Source organism: Candidatus Poriferisodalis sp., from assembly GCF_965208485.1.
Classification (GTDB): Bacteria; Actinomycetota; Acidimicrobiia; order Acidimicrobiales; family Poriferisodalaceae; genus Poriferisodalis.
Map to the genome: position 1 here is coordinate 3,803,460 of NZ_OZ242344.1, position 18,369 is coordinate 3,821,828.

The 18,369-nt window shown below is 65.0% G+C and carries 18 protein-coding genes; 12 read left to right on the plus strand and 6 right to left on the minus strand.

Annotation, left to right across the window (positions count from 1 at the left end; translation table 11 throughout):
• Window positions 1-22: 22 nt before the first annotated feature.
• Window positions 23-1,120, minus strand: coding sequence for a phosphotransferase (locus ACOGXQ_RS17510; protein ID WP_419944887.1), 1,098 nt, complete (start codon window positions 1,118-1,120; stop codon window positions 23-25).
• Window positions 1,121-1,207: 87 nt separating this feature from the next.
• On the opposite strand from ACOGXQ_RS17510, the gene ACOGXQ_RS17515 reads away from it, so the two are divergent.
• Entirely contained in the window at window positions 1,208-1,651 is a 444-nt protein-coding gene (locus ACOGXQ_RS17515; RefSeq protein WP_419944888.1) for a nuclear transport factor 2 family protein, read from the plus strand.
• Between the two features lie 131 nt (window positions 1,652-1,782).
• Here the strand turns inward: ACOGXQ_RS17515 and ACOGXQ_RS17520 are convergent, their stop codons facing one another.
• The 3 genes from ACOGXQ_RS17520 to ACOGXQ_RS17530 are packed head-to-tail and all read right to left on the minus strand — an operon-like array spanning window position 1,783 to window position 2,855.
• On the minus strand, window positions 1,783-2,352 hold the full coding sequence (locus ACOGXQ_RS17520; RefSeq protein ID WP_419944889.1) for a pyridoxamine 5'-phosphate oxidase family protein: 570 nt from the start codon (window positions 2,350-2,352) through the stop codon (window positions 1,783-1,785).
• Window positions 2,352-2,645, minus strand: coding sequence for a carboxymuconolactone decarboxylase family protein (locus ACOGXQ_RS17525; protein WP_419944890.1), 294 nt, complete (start codon window positions 2,643-2,645; stop codon window positions 2,352-2,354). The genes ACOGXQ_RS17520 and ACOGXQ_RS17525 overlap by 1 nt, the downstream gene beginning before the upstream one ends.
• 24 nt (window positions 2,646-2,669) lie before the next feature.
• Window positions 2,670-2,855 carry a hypothetical protein gene (locus ACOGXQ_RS17530; RefSeq protein ID WP_419944891.1) on the minus strand — a complete coding sequence of 62 codons (186 nt, stop codon included), beginning with the start codon at window positions 2,853-2,855 and terminating at the stop codon, window positions 2,670-2,672.
• Window positions 2,856-2,957: 102 nt separating this feature from the next.
• Here ACOGXQ_RS17530 and ACOGXQ_RS17535 point away from each other — a divergent pair, with 102 nt between their 5' ends.
• From ACOGXQ_RS17535 to ACOGXQ_RS17585, 11 genes are all read left to right on the plus strand, one after another.
• Window positions 2,958-4,550, plus strand: a complete 1,593-nt coding sequence (locus ACOGXQ_RS17535; RefSeq protein ID WP_419944892.1) for an AMP-binding protein — start codon at window positions 2,958-2,960, stop codon at window positions 4,548-4,550.
• A gap of 108 nt (window positions 4,551-4,658) precedes the next feature.
• Window positions 4,659-5,996, plus strand: coding sequence for an aromatic ring-hydroxylating oxygenase subunit alpha (locus ACOGXQ_RS17540; protein WP_419944893.1), 1,338 nt, complete (start codon window positions 4,659-4,661; stop codon window positions 5,994-5,996).
• Window positions 5,993-6,385: a Rieske (2Fe-2S) protein gene (locus ACOGXQ_RS17545; protein WP_419944894.1), complete on the plus strand. Its 393-nt coding sequence runs from the start codon at window positions 5,993-5,995 to the stop codon at window positions 6,383-6,385. Before ACOGXQ_RS17540 ends, ACOGXQ_RS17545 begins: the two co-directional genes overlap by 4 nt.
• 167 nt (window positions 6,386-6,552) lie before the next feature.
• On the plus strand, window positions 6,553-8,310 hold the full coding sequence (locus ACOGXQ_RS17550) for a PEP-utilizing enzyme (RefSeq protein WP_419944895.1): 1,758 nt from the start codon (window positions 6,553-6,555) through the stop codon (window positions 8,308-8,310).
• A complete protein-coding gene (locus ACOGXQ_RS17555; RefSeq protein WP_419944896.1) occupies window positions 8,307-9,278 on the plus strand; it encodes a TIGR03621 family F420-dependent LLM class oxidoreductase in 972 nt (323 codons plus the stop codon). The genes ACOGXQ_RS17550 and ACOGXQ_RS17555 overlap by 4 nt, the downstream gene beginning before the upstream one ends.
• A gap of 15 nt (window positions 9,279-9,293) precedes the next feature.
• Complete coding sequence (locus ACOGXQ_RS17560) at window positions 9,294-10,658, plus strand: cytochrome P450 (RefSeq protein WP_419944897.1); 1,365 nt, start codon at window positions 9,294-9,296, stop codon at window positions 10,656-10,658.
• 185 nt (window positions 10,659-10,843) lie between these two features.
• Window positions 10,844-11,947, plus strand: a complete 1,104-nt coding sequence (locus ACOGXQ_RS17565) for an AAA family ATPase (RefSeq protein ID WP_419944898.1) — start codon at window positions 10,844-10,846, stop codon at window positions 11,945-11,947.
• On the plus strand, window positions 11,944-12,564 hold the full coding sequence (locus tag ACOGXQ_RS17570) for a DUF4276 family protein (RefSeq protein WP_419944899.1): 621 nt from the start codon (window positions 11,944-11,946) through the stop codon (window positions 12,562-12,564). The genes ACOGXQ_RS17565 and ACOGXQ_RS17570 overlap by 4 nt, the downstream gene beginning before the upstream one ends.
• Before the next feature lie 419 nt (window positions 12,565-12,983).
• Window positions 12,984-14,606 (plus strand): hypothetical protein, encoded by a 1,623-nt coding sequence (locus ACOGXQ_RS17575; protein ID WP_419944900.1) that lies wholly within the window; start codon window positions 12,984-12,986, stop codon window positions 14,604-14,606.
• Between the two features lie 133 nt (window positions 14,607-14,739).
• A complete protein-coding gene (locus ACOGXQ_RS17580) occupies window positions 14,740-15,696 on the plus strand; it encodes a hypothetical protein (RefSeq protein WP_419944901.1) in 957 nt (318 codons plus the stop codon).
• 112 nt (window positions 15,697-15,808) lie between these two features.
• Complete coding sequence (locus ACOGXQ_RS17585; RefSeq protein ID WP_419944902.1) at window positions 15,809-16,738, plus strand: hypothetical protein; 930 nt, start codon at window positions 15,809-15,811, stop codon at window positions 16,736-16,738.
• A gap of 18 nt (window positions 16,739-16,756) precedes the next feature.
• On the opposite strand, the gene ACOGXQ_RS17590 is transcribed toward ACOGXQ_RS17585, so the two are convergent.
• Window positions 16,757-17,389: a hypothetical protein gene (locus ACOGXQ_RS17590; RefSeq protein ID WP_419944903.1), complete on the minus strand. Its 633-nt coding sequence runs from the start codon at window positions 17,387-17,389 to the stop codon at window positions 16,757-16,759.
• 41 nt (window positions 17,390-17,430) lie between these two features.
• Window positions 17,431-18,240, minus strand: coding sequence for an HNH endonuclease (locus ACOGXQ_RS17595; RefSeq protein WP_419944904.1), 810 nt, complete (start codon window positions 18,238-18,240; stop codon window positions 17,431-17,433).
• Window positions 18,241-18,369: the final 129 nt, after the last annotated feature.

Consider the following 18,369-nt stretch of genomic DNA (forward strand, 5'->3'; position numbering starts at 1 on the left):
CGGGTCCCTCTCCGCGCACGCGCTACCTCAGTTTGTCGAGATTCTCCCAAGACCGCAGGTCCTCCACAGCTTGGAACGGGCGCATGGTCATCGCATCGAGCAAGGCCCGCCCGCGCTCGTTGCCGGGATCGAGGTCGGCGATCACGGTGAGTGCCCATGCCTGCTGCAACAGGCAGTACCGGTAGTCGCGCCAGCAGCGCTCGAACGTGTAGTCGGCGCTCACTCCCTTGGCCAAGAGCTGAGCGTGGTACCCGCGCACCAGGTCGTCCTCCCACGCGCGGCGGTTCTCCGTGGTGATCGAGGCGCCGAGGAAGTTGGCGATGTCCCATACGCCCACATGGCGCGTGCAGAGCTGGAAGTCCAGCACCGTGGTGACACCGTCGCCGGCGGAACCGCCGAACAGGTAGTTGTCGGCGCGGCAGTCGGTATGGGTGAACGTGGCGTTGCCCTGATCGGCCCACCAATCGAGCAGCTCGCCGTAGCGGGAGGTGATCTCGGGCATGCATTCCAAGACTCGCCCCGGGAGCCTGCCGTCCCAGCGTGCAACGAAGCCGTCCCACAGAGCGGTCTGGATTGCGGCCGCGCCCTTGTACAGGTCGTTGTTCATCGGCGGCAGCCAGTCCAGCGCGTACAGCTCGTCGGATTCCCAGAAGCGGGCGTGCAACGTCGACATCGACTCGATCACCCGCTCGCAGTCGGCCCGGCTCGCCCCGTCGAGCTGGTCGACCATCCGCGCCTCGGTCACCTCCTCGAGCAGCAGCACGAACGGGACGCCGCCGGGTGCCATGTCGGCTGCGTAGCAGTGCGGAACGCGCATGGTGACCTGCGAGGCGATCTGGTTGTAGAAGTTGATCTCGCGCACGTAGAAGCCCATGGCCTGCGACAGGGCGATGTTCTCGGGAAACGCCGACTGGCACTTGGCGATGAGTGTGGCCGGTCCGCTGTGGCCCGAGGCGTAGGTCAGCTTCAAGCGCGCCAGCTCGCCCAGGATCCCGACGCCGACCCCGAGCGGTTCTCGTTCCATGCTGACGATCATCCCGACGTCAGGGTCGTCGGCCAGCCGCTCGTTCAGCCAGTCGACCGAGATGTCGGAGGTGCTGGCGGGAATCTCGTTGTGCATCGCCAGAATCTATGCGATCTATGCGGACCAAAATCCATGCGGACCAAAATCCGTGCGGCAATGGCTGCGCACACAGGAAGTGACGACATGACGAACGCACCGACCCGAGATCCGATCGCCGAGCTGGTTCACCTCTACGCCGACGCGGTGGTGCACTTCGACGGCGATCAATGGGGATCGACGTGGGCACCTGACGCGCACTGGGACCTCGGGAAGGGCCGCCGGCTCGACGGCCGCGAGGCCATCGTGGAGTTCTGGCACGGCGCCATGAGCAGCTTCGCAGCGGTGGTGCAGATGGTGCTCAACGGCACGTACGAGCTGGACGCCGAATCCGGCACCGGCACCGGCCGCTGGTACATCGCCGAGCACTTCCAGCGCGCCGGCGGCGAGAAGGGCAAGCTCCTCGCCCACTACGACGACGCGTACGTCCTCACCGATGAAGGCTGGAGGTTCGCCAGCCGCGAGCTGATCATTCACTACGGCGGGCCGCAGGATCTCTCCGGCCAGTTCTTGAACGCCTGGGCAGAGTGAATCGTTGGCTGCCCGGAGGTGTCGGTGAGCGTTTTGGGCAGGCGGGCGTCCCTGTTGCCGCACCCGCTGTATCCCGCTCTTGTTCCCAATCTCATGTGAATGCGGGCTCACGGGCCGCTCGGACTCGGGGCTCAGCCTCGGACGTGAGACGTCGTGCGCCCGGCGGGGGAGTTCTTGAACATCTGCTCTGAGTCGAATCCGATGCGCAGGTCGGGCTCGATCTCGATGATGACCCGCCCGTCGGTGTCGAGGTGCGCACAGAACGCCGCCTGCGCTGCATCGTCGCCGGGGCGCACCCGCGCCGCCAGGGCGGGGTAGAACCACGCCTTGGTCGTGGCGTCGTCGCGCACGGTGGCCGTGCCCTTGTAGGTGACGGTCTGGCTGTTGCCGATGTCGGTGCCGCGGCTGGTGACGGCGAGCGCCACACGCGGTCGGGCGATCACGGCGGGCACCCGCTTGCGCTGACGTGTGCAGGTGATCCAGAAGCGCCCCTCGCGCAGCACGAAGTTCATGATGACGCCCACCGGCTCGCCGGCGCTGTTCGTCCACATGAACGTGCACTCCGTCTGGGCGTCGAGCAGTCGCTGCTCGCGTTCTTCGGACAGCGTGAAGATCGACACGTCCTCGTAGCTGTCGACGTAGTCAGCGCCGTTCTCATCCTCGCCGGCAGCGTGGCCGCCCGCAGCGTCCGGTGCGCTCATCAATGCTGCGCCGGCTCTCGGCTCCACAGCACATCAAAATCCACGGCGACATCCAGCACTTGCAGCGCGCGGCCGATCCCAGTGCAGAAGCCTGCGGTCACCGTGAGCTCGAGCAGTTCCTTCTCAGAGAAGTGCTCGCTCGCTCGGGTCCAGAACTCGTCGTCGATGGTGGTGTGGTCGATCGCGAAGCGCTCGCCGAACTCGATGGCCAGCTTCTCCCGCGCCGAGAACTCGTCGACCTCGTAGTAGCGGTCGACGGAGTTGTAGAGATCGTCGTCCATGCCCTGCTGCATCGCCGATGCAGCCCGAGTGTTCAGTCAGACATGGCACCGGTTGAGCTGGGCGATCCTCATGCGCATCGCCTCGCGTTCGCGGATGGGAAGGCTGCACTGCTCGTACACCGCAGCGCTCATGGCGTGCAGTCCCTCACCGAGATGCGGCGCCACGTTCCACAGCCGCGATGCCTCCTTGCCCTTTCCAGCAGGTACTTCGATGCGCGCCATGGCTCCTCCGACTCCGTGGTCTGTTGACCCGTTCAAACTAGCTTTCCGCTCCGTGACGAGTCTCCCGCAGGCGGGGCCGACGACCGCAGCGAGCAACGCCTGATGCCGGCGTTCGCCAAAGCAGCAGCCGCAGCGGACCCGAGCGGGTTCGCCCTCGTCGACCCGAGCGGCGAGATGACGTGGACGCAGGTGGACCTTGCGTTGAATCGCTGCGCGCAGGCGCTGCTGGCAACCGATTTGGGCCCGCACCGGCGCATCGCCGTGTTCGCGGAGAATGCAGCCGAGGTGGCACTGGCCCACTTGGGCGGCCTGCTGGCCGGCTGCTCGTCTGTGCCGGTGAACTTCCATCTCAACGCCGCCGAGGCTGCCTACATCCTCAGCGACTCTGAGACCGAGGTGGTCTTCGTCGGCCCGTCGACCGCCGAACGGGGGCTGAGCGCAGCCCGCACCGCCGGCGTCAACCGGATCGTCGGGTGGGGCTGCGACGGGCTGGACGATGCGCTGCGGCGCAGCATCACACCCTGGGAGGAGTTCCTGGCCGGTGCCGACGATGCGGATCCGCCCGATGAGATCACGCCGCTGCCGAACCTGCTGTACACCTCCGGCACCACCGGCCAACCCAAGGGCACTGAACTGCCGCCGACCATGTTCGCCGGCGGCGCCAACATGAGCGAGCACCTGGCGGCGCTGGCCACGGGGCGGTTTGCGGGTTCGGGCACGCACCTGGTGGTGGGGCCGATGTACCACACCGGGCCGCTGTCGGGGATGCGCCTGCTGGCCACCGGCACCCCATCGGTGATCCTGGGGAGATTCGATGCCGAGGCCACGCTCGTAGCCATCGATCGCTACCGCACGGGCAGTGCCGTGATGGTCCCGACCCACTTCGTGAGGCTGCTGGCGCTGCCTCCCGACGTCAGAGATCGGTATGACGTCGGCTCGATGCAGACGGTGGCCCATACGGGGGCGAGCTGCCCAATCGATGTCAAGCGGGCGATGATCTCGTGGTGGGGCCCGGTGTTCACCGAGGCGTACGGCGCGACGGAAGTGGGCACCGTGTGCTCGATCACGAGCGAGGAGTGGCTGGCGCACCCCGGATCAGTGGGCCGGCCGATCGGACCCTTCTCGGCACTGGTGCTCGACGAGGCTGGCAACGAGCTGGGCGCCGGCACCGAGGGCCGCCTGTACTTCCGCGACGCCACCGGGCGCGGGATGATCTACCCGAACGACCCAACCAAGACCGCAGAGTCCAACCCCGAACCCGGCCTGTTCACGCTCGGCGAGATCGGGCGCATCGACGACGACGGGTATGTGTACATCACCGACCGATTCAGCGACATGGTCGTCAGCGGCGGAGCGAACATCTACCCAGCGGAGGCGGAGCAGCTGCTGGCGGAACACCCGATGGTCGCCGATGTGGCGTGCATCGGCGTGCCTCACCCCGAGATGGGCGAGGAGCTTCGGGCACTGATCGTTCCGGAGCAGACGACGCATGCTTCCGGCAGCGACCCTGATACGGGTGAACTTGCAGGCGAGCTTGCGGGCGATCTTGCCGGGTGGCTGCGCGAGCGCTTGACGCCGATGAAGTGCCCCCGCAGCTATGTGCTGGTGGGCGATCTGCTGCGCAACACGATGGGCAAGATCAACAAGCGACGGCTGCGCGAGGCATACCTGGCAGGCGAGCTGCCGTCCCCCTGACGCCAGCAGGTTGAGCGCTCAGGGGCGATTCTCGACGTCGCCGCGTTACTGTCAATACAGCGGAGCTGGCAGAACACCAGTTGAGCCGGCCGAGGGAGGGCAGCACTCGTGAGCGATGTCGTCGAAATCAGGGGCATCAGCCGTGCCAAGGCGCCCGAGCCCGAGCTGAGCGCTCGCCCGATCACCGGCGAGCGCTATTTCTCCGCGGAGTTTGCGCAAGCCGAATGGGATGCCCTGTGGCCCCGGGTCTGGCAGATTGCCGGCCGCGTCGACCAGGTGCCGGCCGCAGGCGACTACGTCACCTACGACATCGGCCGCGATTCGATCCTGTGCGTGCGAGGCGACGACGACCGCATCCGCGCGTTCTTCAACGTGTGCCAGCACCGCGGCAATCGCTTGGTCAGCAGCGAGGTCGGCACCTTGGCGACCGGCGAGTTCCAGTGCGCCTACCACGGCTGGCGTTTCGACACCGCGGGCGTGCTGCGCTGGGTCCACGATGAAGACGACTTTCCGCAGGGCAGTCCGTGCGGCAAGCGGAACCTGGTCGAGATCCCCTGCGACACCTGGGGCGGCTTCATCTGGTTCAACATGGATCCGGCGTGCGATGACTTGCGCTCGTGGCTGAGTCCGGTTGCCGACCACCTCGACGCCTACCGCATGGCGGACATGAAGCGCACCCACTGGGTCACCATCATCGGTGACTGGAACTGGAAGTGCGTGCAGGACAATTTCAACGAGAGCTACCACCTGCCCTTCGTCCACCCCCAGACGCTGCACTCGATGAATGAGCACCACAGCGGCTGCCAGTTCGACATGTACCCCAGCGGTCACGCCCGGATGCTGATGCCCGGCGGGGGCCCCGGGCCTCACTTCCGCGGCAAGACCAGCCGCACGCTGCAGAGCCTCAAGGCCGACATGGAGTTCTGGGAGCTGGATCCCGAGCCGTTCACCGCCGACGTGAGCGGTCTGCGGGCGGCGCTGCAGCAGCGCAAGCGTGAGCTCGGCGCCAGCAAGGGCTACGACTTCTCCTCGTACTCGGACGAGCAGCTCACCGATCACTACCACTACACGGTGTTCCCCAACGTGAGCTTCTCCATGAAACCCGACGGGTGCATCTGGCTGCGCGGCACGCCTCACCCCACCGATCCGCAGAAGTGCATATTCGACATGTGGTACCTCACGCTGTTCCCCGAGGGCGCGAAGGAGTACTTCTCGAACTCGATGCGCGACTGGGTGTCGATCGACCACCAGGTGGAGCACGAGATCGGCAAGGTCGGCGAGGTCTCGTGCGGGCCCGGCATCGATCAGGATGTCGCGATCTGGACGACCCAGCAGCAGGGCTTGCGGTCGAGGGGCTACCGCGGCGACTACATGCCCGCCCAGGAGCGCCGCATCCGCTTCTTCCACGACAACATCGACCGCTACCTCGCCATGGGGCCTCTGTGAGCAATGCTCCGCAGGCTGATTCCGATTCAGTCAACATCGGCGACTTGAGCGACCTTCGCGACGGCCAGCTCAGGTCGTTTGCCGAACTCGGCGCTCACGGCATCGTCGTGTGCCGCGTCGACGGGCAACTGCACGCATTGGTCGACAACTGCAGCCACGCCGACACCCCCTTGAGCAGCGGCCGGCTGCGGGGTCCGGTACTGGTCTGCCCGTTGCACGGTTCCGGCTTCGACGTGCGTGACGGCAGCGTGCAGGGGCCGCCGGCCTTCGAGGACGTGGCGATCCACGCGATCACCGAGACCGTTGACGGGGCCGTCGTGGACTTGACCCCCCGAATGGTCGATGCCGACGACGGCGTCGACATCGGCGCTCGGCTCAGAACACGCTGAACTGTCAAGTTCGGCAGAGGCGGAGCCGGCAGGCGAAACCGTGACCTGAGCGGCCCGTCCCTCCGCCGCTGCGTTCTCGTCGTGCCGCTCGCAGTAAGGTCACCGGGCACTGTGCCCACGCGCGGCAGCGAGTCGGGTGCTCGCCATGTGCGATGAGGGGAGCGTCAATGCAGGATCGGTGGTTCACCGACTATGAGCCCAGTGAGCGCTGGCCGCACTACACGCGGGCCAACGCCGGCGAGGTCATGCCGTCGCCGGTGACGCCCTTGTGCCAGAAGTTCACTTGGGACGAGGGGATCATCCACGGGGCAGCGCAGGGCTCCTGCCGGGCCAGCCTGTACGAGCCCCACGAGTACGACCCCGTTCTGCCCGAGATTTTCGGCTTCTTCGGCGGCCACTTCTACATCAACCTCTCGAATGTGCGGATGCAGGGTGTGCGCAATCCGGCGGTGACGGTGGAGCAGCTTGATACGGCGTTCTTCGGCGACCATCCCGATGTGCCGCCCTACGTGGAGCACCCCGACGACGCCAAGCCGCACCTGACCGATTCGATCATGGCCCACCTCGGCTGGATCATGACCCGCACCGACTGGCCCGATCTGCTCGACGACCGCGACCACGTGAACCAGGTACGCAACGAGCGCCCCGACCTCAGCACGCTCAGCGACGCCGAGCTGGTCGAGCGGGCCCGTTCGACGCTGCCCGACCTGGTGTGGGGCTTCGACCAGCACTACATGTCGTCGAGTTCGTCGGGCGTCGCGCCCGGCATCCTCGGCGTGATCGGCGAGGCCATCGGCGACGCGACGATTCCGATGCGACTGCTCGCCGGGCTGGGCGATGTCGACTCCGCTGCGCCGAGCCATGCGCTGTGGGACATGTCGCGCAAGATCCGCTCAGCGCCGTCGCTCATGGCGCTCTTCGACGCCGGGGTGGACGGCCTCGAACAGCGGCTGAGGTCGTCCGGCGAACCGGCCGCCGCTGATCTCGCCGCCGACTTCGATGCGTTCCTGCACACCTACGGCAGCCGCGGACCCAACGAATGGGAGATCAGCGCGGAGACCTGGGAGACCAAGCCGTCACTGGTGCTGGCGATGCTCGACCGGGTCCGCCATCAGGACGACGACGAGTCGCCGCAACGACGAGCGCAAGTCCGGGCGGCCGAGCGCGAGGCGCTGGCGGATGAGGTGCGCGCCAAGCTGGCCGAGATCGGCAACGACGAGCTGAGCGGTCAGTTCGAGGCGGCGCTGGTGGCCGGCAACTTCATGGTCTTCCGGGAGCGCACCAAGACGAACATCATCAAGACGGTGCACGAGGGCCGGATGGTGTTCCGCGAGCTGGGTCGTCGCCACGCCGAAGCCGGCAATATCGACGATCCCTTCCACATCTTCATGCTGGTGTCCGCCGAGCTGGACGATTTCGTGGCCGATCCCGCCTCTTTCGGCGACACGCTGGCCGAACGCGATGGGCAATGGCGGCAGCTCGCCGATCTGGTGCCGCCGTTCATCATCGCCGACGGGCAGGTCCCTCCCCTCAGCGACTGGCCTCGCAGGGGCGACTCGGGGGTGCAACATGCTGCTGCGGGCGACGTGCTCGCGGGGCTGGCCGGCAGTCCAGGCGTGTACACGGGACGTGCACGGGTGATCACCGACCCCGGCGACCCGGGCGCGCTGGGACCGGGCGACGTCATGGTCGCGCCGAACACCGACCCCGGCTGGACGCCGCTGTTCATGACCGCCGGCGCGGCGGTGGTGAATGTCGGCGGGCAGATCAGCCATGCCATCATCGTGAGCCGGGAGCTGGGCCTGCCGTGCGTGGTCTCTGTCGAGGGCGCCACCGAGCGGATTCCCGACGGCGCCTTGGTGGAAGTCGACGGCAACGCCGGCCAGGTGACCGTGCTGGAGGTGCCGGTGGAGGTGCCGCAATGAGCCGGCCGTTCCGCTTCGGGGTCCAGGCGTTCAGCGCCGATACGGCAGCGGAGTGGAAGGACTTGGCTCGATCCGCTGAGGATCTCGGCTACAGCTGCCTGCACCTCGCCGACCACTACCTCGGTCCCGGCGCGGCGATGACCGCCGCGAGTCATCCGCCCCAGAACCTCGCTGCGCTGCCGGCAATGGCCACTGCCGCCGCGGTCACGGAGAACCTGCTCATCGGCGCGAGGGTGATGTGCGTCGACTACCACCAGCCGGTCGTGCTGGCCAAGTCCCTCGCCACGATCGACCTGCTGTCGGATGGCCGTCTGGAGCCGGGGTTCGGCGCGGGCTGGGTGACCAGCGAATACGAGGCGATGGGCGTGACGATGGACCGGCCCGGCGTTCGCATCGACCGCATGATCGAGCATGTGCAGCTGGCGCGGGCGTTCTTCGCCGGCGAGGAACTGGACTTCGCCGGCGAGCACGTGCAGGTGCGTGACATGGCAGCGGTGCCCGCGTCGCCGCAGCCGGGCGGGCCACGGATCATGATCGGCGGCGGCTCGCCGCGCGTGCTGCGCACCGCGGGCGAGATGGCCGACATCGTGTCGATCAACTTCGACAACTCCGCGGGCAAGATCGGCGCCCACGGCATCGGTTCGGGCACTGCCGCAGGCACCGCCGCCAAAGTCGGCTGGGTCCGCGAGGGTGCCGGCGATCGCTTCGCCGACCTCGAGATCGAGATCGGCGCCTACTTCACGACCGTCACCGATGCGACGCAGCCGACGCTGGAGGCCATGGCCGGCGCATTCGGCATGCCGGCCGACGAGCTGGCACGCCACCCGCATGCACTCATCGGCTCGGTAGCTGAGATCTGCGAGACCCTGCAGCAGCGCCGCGACGCCTACGGCATCAGCTACGTGACCGTCGGCGGCGCGAACATGGAGGCGTTCGCACCGGTGGTCGCAGCCCTGTCGGGCACCTAGCGGGAGGATCATCCCATGGCCGAGACGCTCCCAGCCGAAACCGAGACAGGCGAGAGCCACTCAGGCGCTGCCGGCGCCGATGCCGACCCCAACGTGGACCTCGACGATTTCGGGCTGTTCGACCCTGCGGTGCAGCAGTGCCCGCACGCCTACTACGCCAAGATGCAGCAGGATGCGCCCGTCTTCGAGGCCGCCATGCCGGGTTCGGAGCTGTTCCTGATCACCCGCTATGACGACGTGGTCGAGGTGGTCCGCGACACTGACACGTTCTCCTCGGAGTTCGACACCAGCGGCTACATCAGCACTGAGCTGGCGGAACGCATGGCCGAGCTGTACCGGTCCGAAGGCGGCTACCCGCGTGTGCGGACCATGCTCACGGCCGATCCGCCGGCGCACACCCGCTTCCGGCGCCTGATCAGCAAGGCGTTCACGCCCAAGGTCATCGCAGATCTCGAGCCGACGATCCGCGATATCACCGCCGGGCTGATCGACGAGATGCTGACTGAGTCAGCTGACGGCGCCGCGCTCGACTTCGTGGAGGCATTCGCTGTGCCGCTGCCGGTCACGGTGATCGCGAAGGCGCTGAACGTTCCCGATGACCGGCTTGCCGACTTCAAGCGCTGGAGCGACGCCTCTATCGCCGGCATCGGCACGAACATCAGCATCGAAGAGCGTCTCGACGCCGAACGTGAGGTGATCGAGTACCAGAAGTACTTCGCGCACCAGCTTGAGATCCGCAAGACGTCGCCGCAGGACGACCTGCTGACGAACCTGCTCAACGCCCGCGTCAACCGCGATGAGGACGGGATCGACGATGCCGAGGTGTCCGAGGCACCGCTGACCATGGCCGAGATGCTCAGCATCATCCAGCAGCTGCTGGTTGCCGGCAACGAGACCACCACCAAGATGCTCACCGAGATGATGCGCCTGCTGGGCGAGCACCCCGCCGAGTGGGAGGCCTTGCGCGCCGACCCCGCGCGGGCCCGCTCGGTCGTCGAGGAGACCCTGCGATTGTCGACGCCGACCCAGGGCATGTTCAGGGTGGTGCGCCACGACACCACCGTTGCCGGGGTCGACATTCCGGCCGGCTCGCGGGTGGTGGTGATGTACTCGGCCGCCAACCGCGACCCCGACATGTTCGACGAGCCGCAGTCGTTCTGCCCCGAGCGCGAGGGCGCCACCAGTCACCTGGCGTTCGGCCGGGGCATCCACTTCTGCGTCGGCGCGGCCCTGTCGAGACTCGAGGGCAAGGTCGCATTGGAAGAGCTCACCAGCCGCCTCTCGTCGTTCGAGCTGGACGCCGCCAACACCTTCGAGTACCACCCCAGCTTCATGCTGCGTGGCCTCAAGCGCCTCGATGTGCACCTGACTGCAGCCTGAGAATTCTTGCCTTCATCGGGCCTCGCCGTAGGATCGCGTTACGCCCTGAAGCATCTGGCGGTGTCTGACGGGTGATGGATTGAATCCGACGCAAGGTGGCCTGACCCATGGACAGCGAACGTCGCGTGCGAAGGCTCGCGCCGACTGAACCGAACTCCGGCGAGCCGCCGACTCGACTTGAGTCCGTGTCCATCCGCGGATTTCGGTCGCTGGCGGATGTGGAGTTCTCTGAACTTGGCGAAGTCACCGTGCTTATCGGCGCCAATGGGTCCGGTAAGTCCAACGTCATCCGGTTCTTCGAGATGCTGAGCTGGATGCTCCGCTCGCAGAAGCTCGAAGAGTTCGTAGCTCGCCAAGGCGGCGCTGACGACCAGTTGTTCATGGGCAACAGGGTGACGCCGCGCATGGAGGCCGACATTCGTCTCGCCGTACCGGGCGGGGTCAACCAGTACTCGTTCACGCTGTCCTACGGTGCCCCGGACCGGTTCGTGTTCACCGAGGAACAGATGCGCTTCAGCCGGCACGAAATCGAGGGTGAAGCACCGTTGCGATCGCTTGGTAGCGGCCATACCGAGGCCCGTATCCACTCGGCTGCGCGAGGCCAGTTCGCCGATGTCAACGAGACGACGGCACGGGTCGTCCGCCGACTGCTCCAGGACTGCGGCACGTTCCAGTTCCACGACACGTCCGCCGGTTCCAGCATGAAGCAGCGCTGGGACATGTCAGACAACCGAGGTTTGCGCTCAGACGGCGGGAATATTGCTGCGGTTCTCTTGCGTCTCCAGGACGACTACCCCGACCGCTTCGAATGGGTGCAGGAGAACATCCGCCGGGTGTTGCCGAGCTTCGATCAGTTTGTGCTCGAAGAAGAGCACGGGCGCGTCTTCTTGAGGTGGCGTAGCGCGGCCTCGGATAAGACGTTCGGCGCCCATTTGACGTCGGATGGCTCGCTGCGATTCTTTGCTTTGGTCACGCTGCTGAACCTGCCTCCCGAGATGCTCCCGAGTGTCGCATTGATCGACGAGCCCGAGCTCGGGTTGCATCCGGCCGCAGTCACGCTCGTTGGCTCGATGATCGACTCTGTTGCCAGTCACTGCCAAGTCATCGTGGCCACACAGTCGCCGCAACTGGTGAACTGCTTCGGCCTCGACGAGATCGTTGTGATGGAGCTACAGGAGTCAAGAACGGTTGCGTGCCGGAGAAGTCGCGACGAGTACGAGCGGTGGCTCGATCAGGACTACACGACGGGAGACCTCTGGCAGATGAACCTGCTTGGTGGCCGTCCGTGAAGCACTTGGCCATCGTCGTAGAGGGCGACACCGAGGAAGAATTCGTCAAACAGGTGCTGGCGCCGCATCTCGTGGCGCACGGCGTCGCAGCGGCAGCGATGAAACCCAGAGGTCAGGGTGGCAACATCAGCGTCGACAGACTTGCACCTGTCTTGGCCGGACTCTCGTGGAACTTCGATGCAGTCACATCCCTGGTCGATTTCTACGGTTTCAAGCGCAAGCTAGACGGCGAGTCTGCGTCAGATCTCGAGGCGCGAATCGATGCGAGCGTGAGGCAGCACAATCCTCGGCGTACTGACACGGTTCCCCAGTTCGCATATGTCCAGCAGCACGAATTCGAGGCACTGCTGTTCTCGAGCCCAGCTGCATTCGGTGTCGTTCCAGCCCTGCCGCCCAACGCTGCGGATGCGCTTGAAGAGCTCGCTCGCCAGTTTGCAACTCCAGAGGACATCAACGACGATCGGGCCACCGCGCCGAGCCGGCGCATCGAACTCGTAGTTCCGAGTTTTCGCAAGCGCCTGCATGGCCCAGCCATCGCAAAAGAGATCGGACTTGACGCAATCAGAGCAGCCTGTCCCCGCTTCCATGCCTGGACAAGCCGGCTCGAATCCCTGTAAGGCTCGCGATCCGCGGCTGGAACGACTGAACCCCGGGAGCTGCTGGACGCGATCCCTCGGGGTTGTCGAGCACCACACTGGCGTCGAGGATCACTGTCGGTTGAAGAAGCGCTCGGTCATCGCGGCCGCGTCATCGGGGTCAGGCGGCCCCGACTCGGCTGATCACTGCTCCATCAAGTCATCCAGGGCACGGCGACGCCGGTGCTCGTCGGCCAGCCACCCATCGGCATCGTCGCAAACAGGGCACGGGACTCACCACACTTCGAACTGGACTCGGAGTTGGCCAAGCGCCCTCGAGTTCACGGTTGTCACACCCCTCAGCGAAGATTGCGGACATCCCGGCCCACCGATGATCGAGAGGTGAAACAGGAGCGATGAGCAGTACCCCACTACCAGAATCCCTGAAGCAGGAAGCGCAGGTGCAGGGCTTCCTTGCGACGAGCACATACTGGACCGACGTGTACCTGTGTGAGGACGCTGTCGACGGACTGTTCCTCCACGCTGTCTTGATGCCTTCGACGTGTCGCTCAGAGGTGCTCGCTCGTGAGGACTGGGAAAGTCACGTCGGTGACGGTCTGCCGGGATTCTGGCGGAGCGGCGACCGGGTCGAATACGCCCGTCACTGCTGCGCTCATGACGATGCGCTGCCGATCGTGTTTGTGCATGACAACTCAGGTATCGGGCCAGAAATCCTGCCCGAGATCGTTGAGGAGTTCCGTCACATGCTTGAGCTGCGGCCCAACAGCGACCACACGAAGTTCCACAAGCTGATCAGTGACGGCTCGCTGGAACCCGCAGCGGAGGTGTCCGAGTCAAGCGTGAGGATTCGCACCAAGTACCTGATGCAGTACTTGGCCGCTCGACAACTGGACCTTGTGCGCTTCATGGATTCGCGCGTCTTCCACCCAGGAGATCACACCGCGGCGTTCGCAGATGAGATCGGCGATAGCCCCTGCGAGAGGCGCGGTCCGAATCACCGACTTCGTTGGTGGTGCAACCACGGTCGTGAGTGGGGTATGGGAGACCAGACACTGTCGATGATGCACGGCAAGTTGGTGATTCCAGCGCCTCCGCGGGAGCTATCGGGCATCTGGCCGTGGAACGAGGAGGATGTCGAGGAATACCAGGAGTTCACGATCGGCGAGGACGACGTCGGAAGGCAAGTCAGATTCACGTGCGACCCGGACAAGCTGGGCAACTTCTTCGGTGCGAATCCGGACGCTCCGAATTATCTGACGCCGGTTTGGTTCCGCCGCGAAGTCCTGCAGAAGTACTACGCCGACTCGGACAAGTACGAAGTGACCGACGGCTACCTGAGGTGCGGTGGTCTGTGGAGCGTGCGCATCGACAACGACAACGCGGACGGCTTCGTGATGGTCTGGCTCGGCGATCTCGGACGGGACATCCCTGCGACCGAGCGCGACCACTGGAAGGCCCACAACGTCGTGCTGCCGAGAACGGGCAGCCAGACCGCGATCAGGCGTCAGCTCATGGGCCAATGGGCGGACGCCGAATCGCCCGTGTTCGTCTTCAGGCAGGAGTACAGCAAGTTCCGCGACGCATGGCGGGAACGGTTCGACTGGGACCTGCTGTGCGAACTGGAAGGCCCGAACGCGGCAGCGCTCGACCGGTTGCGCACGCCTCTCAACGACACTGACAAGGAGTTCGAGGATCTCATCAAGGACCTGCATCTCGCCTTGGTTGAAGCACTCAATGCCAAGCAATTGCGAGCAGAGCTGGCTGGCGACACGAGAGACATGAGATCGATTTCGCTTCTCGAGCGTTGGCTCCGCGAACTCGACTACCCATCAGTCGAGAACGACATCGGATTCCTTCGGAATCTCAACGAGGTCCGCAGCCTCAGCTCGCACTTGCGCAGCCGAGAACACGAAGAACGGCTCCGCCGCCTCGGGGTCACTGAGGACAGGATCGCCACGATGCAGCAGTTCTACAGAAGCGCAGCGACGCTCCTCGGCAACCTCCGGGCATGGATCGGCGATTCCCAAGGGGACGACGAGTCAGTCTCAACCCCGACAGCGTGAGACCGGCCGCGGAAACACAGTTGCTCCGAACATGTGGGTGCATCTCGCATGAGCGCCAGGTGTCGATGCTCATCTCTGCGGCACATTCGACCTCGCGCGAGCACGCCGGGACGAGACGTCCCTCAACAGCCCGATGGACAAGCCCGTGCGGATGACCCCTGTCAAGTCCAAGGGCGCGTTGAGGCGCGCTCATGTGATGCTGCGTCGCTGGGAGATCGGGCTGCGAATGCGCGAAGCCCACGGTGACCCTGACATTTGGCTCTTGGAGTCGAAAGCGCCAGCCGATCGCTCGCCATGGAGCGACACACGGACGCACCCAGGCGCTGCCACGCAGGCCGGCCCGGGCAGCGCAGTCGAAGTGGTCGAATCCGAAGCGCGGCTGCGCGTGTACGCGGTCCATGACTATTTCGTCGGGCTTCGGACTACGACGGGCACTCGCAGCGCCTATTCGCTCTATGTGATATGCCGGGCGACCATCGAGGCTTGTGCATTCGCGACTTGGGTGTTCGACCCCGCAGCGCGGCCGGAGGACCGCTTGCTGAGAGGGTTGCGGCTCGCCGCGGAGCCTCTTCGCCGCAGATTGAAGTCCCTCGAAGCGATGGAATCTGATGCAACCGGGTTCTGGGGCGACGACTTCCGCTCGGACATAACCTCCGCGAGGAACCAAGCGTCGGTCTACCAGCACAACATTGAGCGAGCCATCCGGAGCATCCACGCGGAACATCAGAGGGCAGACGAGCACTCCAGCCGGGAGCCGAGTCGTGTCCCCTCGGCTTCTCAGCGCGTTCGAGAGATGCTTTGCAACGAGATGGACCTGCCGCAGGGACTTGATGCGTACCACCGGATGAGCGGCATCGTCCATTCCGAAGCACTCGCGATCATCGGCACCTGGAACTGGGACACCAAGCGTCCGTCCATCGACTACTTCAGCTTTCTTGAGTTCCTGTACCTCGCCCTTTGCGCAGTTGCCTTCATGCTGGAACGACGTGCTGCCTGCTGGGGCGAGAACTGCAAGCTCAAGAAGCTGCACAGGATCATCCACCGAGTCGAACGCATACTCGAACGCGAACCCCGAGTGCAGATGACTTAGATCCTGTCTCGCGTTTGGTGGGTGCGCATGTGCGGAGGCGAGGCCCAATCGGGGAGGGATTCACTACATTGCCCTGCACTGCCAGTCGAGCGGAAGATGCGAGGTATCTGAGATGACGATGGCGGGATCGGCAGGAGCAGGACTCGTGGCCGCGCTCGCTCTGAATCTCATCTACCGGCGCATCCAGTCGGAGTGGCCCCAGAACTATTTCTCGCTGACCGACTACTGGTCCCACGTCAAGGCGCTGGTGCCGAGCCGCTACATCGTGTTCCGCTTCGGGCCGATCGTGCTCGTCGGGATCTTCGGGGTGCGCCAGATGGACGCACTCGACTGGCCTGTTTGGCCGTTCGCGGCCGTCACATTCTTGGTCCATGCCGGGGCGACATCGTTGCGCGCTGTCTGGCGCATCATGCGGTTTCGACGGTCAGACGAACGCCGGGGCCCGCTGCTTGTGCTGCATCTCGTCACCTCCGCAGCGGTTGCGGCGTGCTTGGCCGCGGCGATGCTTGTCGGCGACCGGCTCTCGGCATTGGTGCCAGATCTCGAGAGCATCCGTGACGAGATCTGGGCTGCGTTGCTGGGTTCCATGCTCACGTTCGCGTTCATTCGCTCCACGCGGGCACCGCAACGCACGCTCGCGGAGATCGTCGCCACGCAGCGCCGGCGTATCGGACCAGAGCTCCTGAGCTACGCACGGCGAGCTGCGGCTGAGAATGGCCTCGACGCCGACGTCGTCGAAACAGTGCTCCTTGTCGAGTCCATACAGCGCCCGCAGTGGTTCCGTCGGTTGGAGGGGCTCAAGGGCATCCTGTTTCGCTCAGGCAGCTACGGCATCATGCAAGTGCAAGCCCAGCGACCGATCGGCGACCGAGCCTCGATCGATCTCGCACTGGAAATCCACCATGAGGCCTTCCGGACCCCATCGCAACCCGACTCAGGCCACTACGCACCGGTGAGTAGCCAGCTTCGTCGCTATAACGGGTCACCGGCATTTCTCGAACTGGCCGACGACGTCCACGGTGAGGTTTACCTACCGTGGTGAATCGAGTCTGAGAGCCGGCTAGCGGACCAAACCGGCCAGAGGGCGCATCTCATTCATGAGTTCGACTGGGCGCAGGACTCGGATTCCGAAGCGCCGGATGGAGTCCCGCGCATCCCAGATCTTGTAGTCCATCGTGAGAAACGCGTCGCAGCCGAGTTCTAGGGCGTCGACCATGAGTTGGCGGTCGCCTTCATCCCGGAGTGTCGACATCGACTCAGGCCCGCAGCGCCGTTGCCTCGGATTGACTCGGATGGCGCGAGGCGATGACGACGAGTCTGATTCCTCAGCGACCGCTTCCAATAGCCCAGACGAATAGTGGGACCATTCGTTGCTGCTGAACGCAAGCTGTTGGCGCTTTGCGAGACTTCTTCGTGGCACTGAGAGTTCCTCAGCAACTCTTGGCGAAATCACGAATGGCAGACCACCTCGTCGACCGAGGTCCATCAATTCTGCGAGCGCGAGAACATCGTCTCGTATGTCTTGACCCTTGTTCTCCAACTTGCTGTCGACATCAGTGACGGGTCCGTTCTCGTAGATGAACTCGCCAAATGATGCGAGGTTCTGAACGATGTTCGAGTCCAAGAAGATCAATCGGGGAACATCAGGCAGGCTGCGATCCGTGGCCGCCGATTCGTCAGCGCTGCTGGTCATCGCAAGCTTTCTGTGTTGGCTGATGATGAATCAAGGCTCACTTATTCTCGGCGGTCGAGACTATTGATCGCCTTGGCCACGAGCCGACGGTAGGCCTCGATGCCCTTGTCGTGAGCTTCTGCGTCCAGTTCGTCGAGCGCTCTGAACATGGGGGCATCGGAATACCAGAACCGCCACGGCTGATCGTGCGGGTCAAGGCCTTCGTGGCAGCCTCGACACAAGGTGATGAGATTGTCGTCGGCGGTGGGTCCACCTTTGCCGAACGGCTTGATGTGATGGGTTTGGAGCTGGCTCAGCCCGTCTTCGTGCACGGGAGCGTTGTCGCACATCTGGCAGATGTAAGCGTCCCGCGCGAGGACTCGCTTTCTCAGTCGAGGTCTCGGGCGCCGCTGCTGGGCTTCGCGGGACTCCGGGTCGTAGCGGCGAAACCCCATCGGGCCGACGTTGACGTACGCCTGCGGCTTGATGAACTCGGCAAGGTGACGCTGCGCCACATCTTCCGCGACGAGGGCGTGGCCGCCGATCCGCAGATAGAGGACGAGTTGTGCGTCCTCGTTCACGACGATCCAGCTCTGGCCCAAGGTGTCCCAGATGCGGGTCATCCTCTCGGGGTAGACCAGCGACGGCTCACGCAATTCGACACCGTGATCGGCCCCCTTGCCATCCGGGAAGCCAGCAAAGCTTGAATGAAACGAGAAGTCCCACCCATCGCGGTCGGAAGTCAGCGTCACGGCCAAGTACGACTTGTCCGAGCGAATGACTTTGAGGCTCCGGGCCAGCGCGCCCAGACGCGCCGCCCGTTCGTCGGCGCCTTCGGCCGTGGCCTGCTCTGCAGTGTGATTGGGGGTCACACTGGCACCGTACCGCCGAAGGCCGCCGGTTCCGGGAGCATTTTCGGACGTGGGCCAGCTGCCCTTTTGACCGAGTCCGACTGCTGGCCTGCCCGCATCACGCGAAGAGTCTTGAAGGCCTGAAGAAGC

What these genes read in the sequence shown, in the direction of transcription:
- ACOGXQ_RS17510 (WP_419944887.1), bottom strand. Translation starts at nt 1,120, where the DNA reads ATGCACAACGAGATTCCCGCCAGCACCTCCGACATCTCGGTCGACTGG.
- ACOGXQ_RS17515 (WP_419944888.1), top strand. Translation starts at nt 1,208, where the DNA reads ATGACGAACGCACCGACCCGAGATCCGATCGCCGAGCTGGTTCACCTC.
- ACOGXQ_RS17520 (WP_419944889.1), bottom strand. Translation starts at nt 2,352, where the DNA reads ATGAGCGCACCGGACGCTGCGGGCGGCCACGCTGCCGGCGAGGATGAG.
- ACOGXQ_RS17525 (WP_419944890.1), bottom strand. Translation starts at nt 2,645, where the DNA reads ATGCAGCAGGGCATGGACGACGATCTCTACAACTCCGTCGACCGCTAC.
- ACOGXQ_RS17530 (WP_419944891.1), bottom strand. Translation starts at nt 2,855, where the DNA reads ATGGCGCGCATCGAAGTACCTGCTGGAAAGGGCAAGGAGGCATCGCGG.
- ACOGXQ_RS17535 (WP_419944892.1), top strand. Translation starts at nt 2,958, where the DNA reads ATGCCGGCGTTCGCCAAAGCAGCAGCCGCAGCGGACCCGAGCGGGTTC.
- ACOGXQ_RS17550 (WP_419944895.1), top strand. Translation starts at nt 6,553, where the DNA reads ATGCAGGATCGGTGGTTCACCGACTATGAGCCCAGTGAGCGCTGGCCG.
- ACOGXQ_RS17555 (WP_419944896.1), top strand. Translation starts at nt 8,307, where the DNA reads ATGAGCCGGCCGTTCCGCTTCGGGGTCCAGGCGTTCAGCGCCGATACG.
- ACOGXQ_RS17560 (WP_419944897.1), top strand. Translation starts at nt 9,294, where the DNA reads ATGGCCGAGACGCTCCCAGCCGAAACCGAGACAGGCGAGAGCCACTCA.
- ACOGXQ_RS17580 (WP_419944901.1), top strand. Translation starts at nt 14,740, where the DNA reads ATGGACAAGCCCGTGCGGATGACCCCTGTCAAGTCCAAGGGCGCGTTG.
- ACOGXQ_RS17585 (WP_419944902.1), top strand. Translation starts at nt 15,809, where the DNA reads ATGACGATGGCGGGATCGGCAGGAGCAGGACTCGTGGCCGCGCTCGCT.
- ACOGXQ_RS17590 (WP_419944903.1), bottom strand. Translation starts at nt 17,389, where the DNA reads ATGACCAGCAGCGCTGACGAATCGGCGGCCACGGATCGCAGCCTGCCT.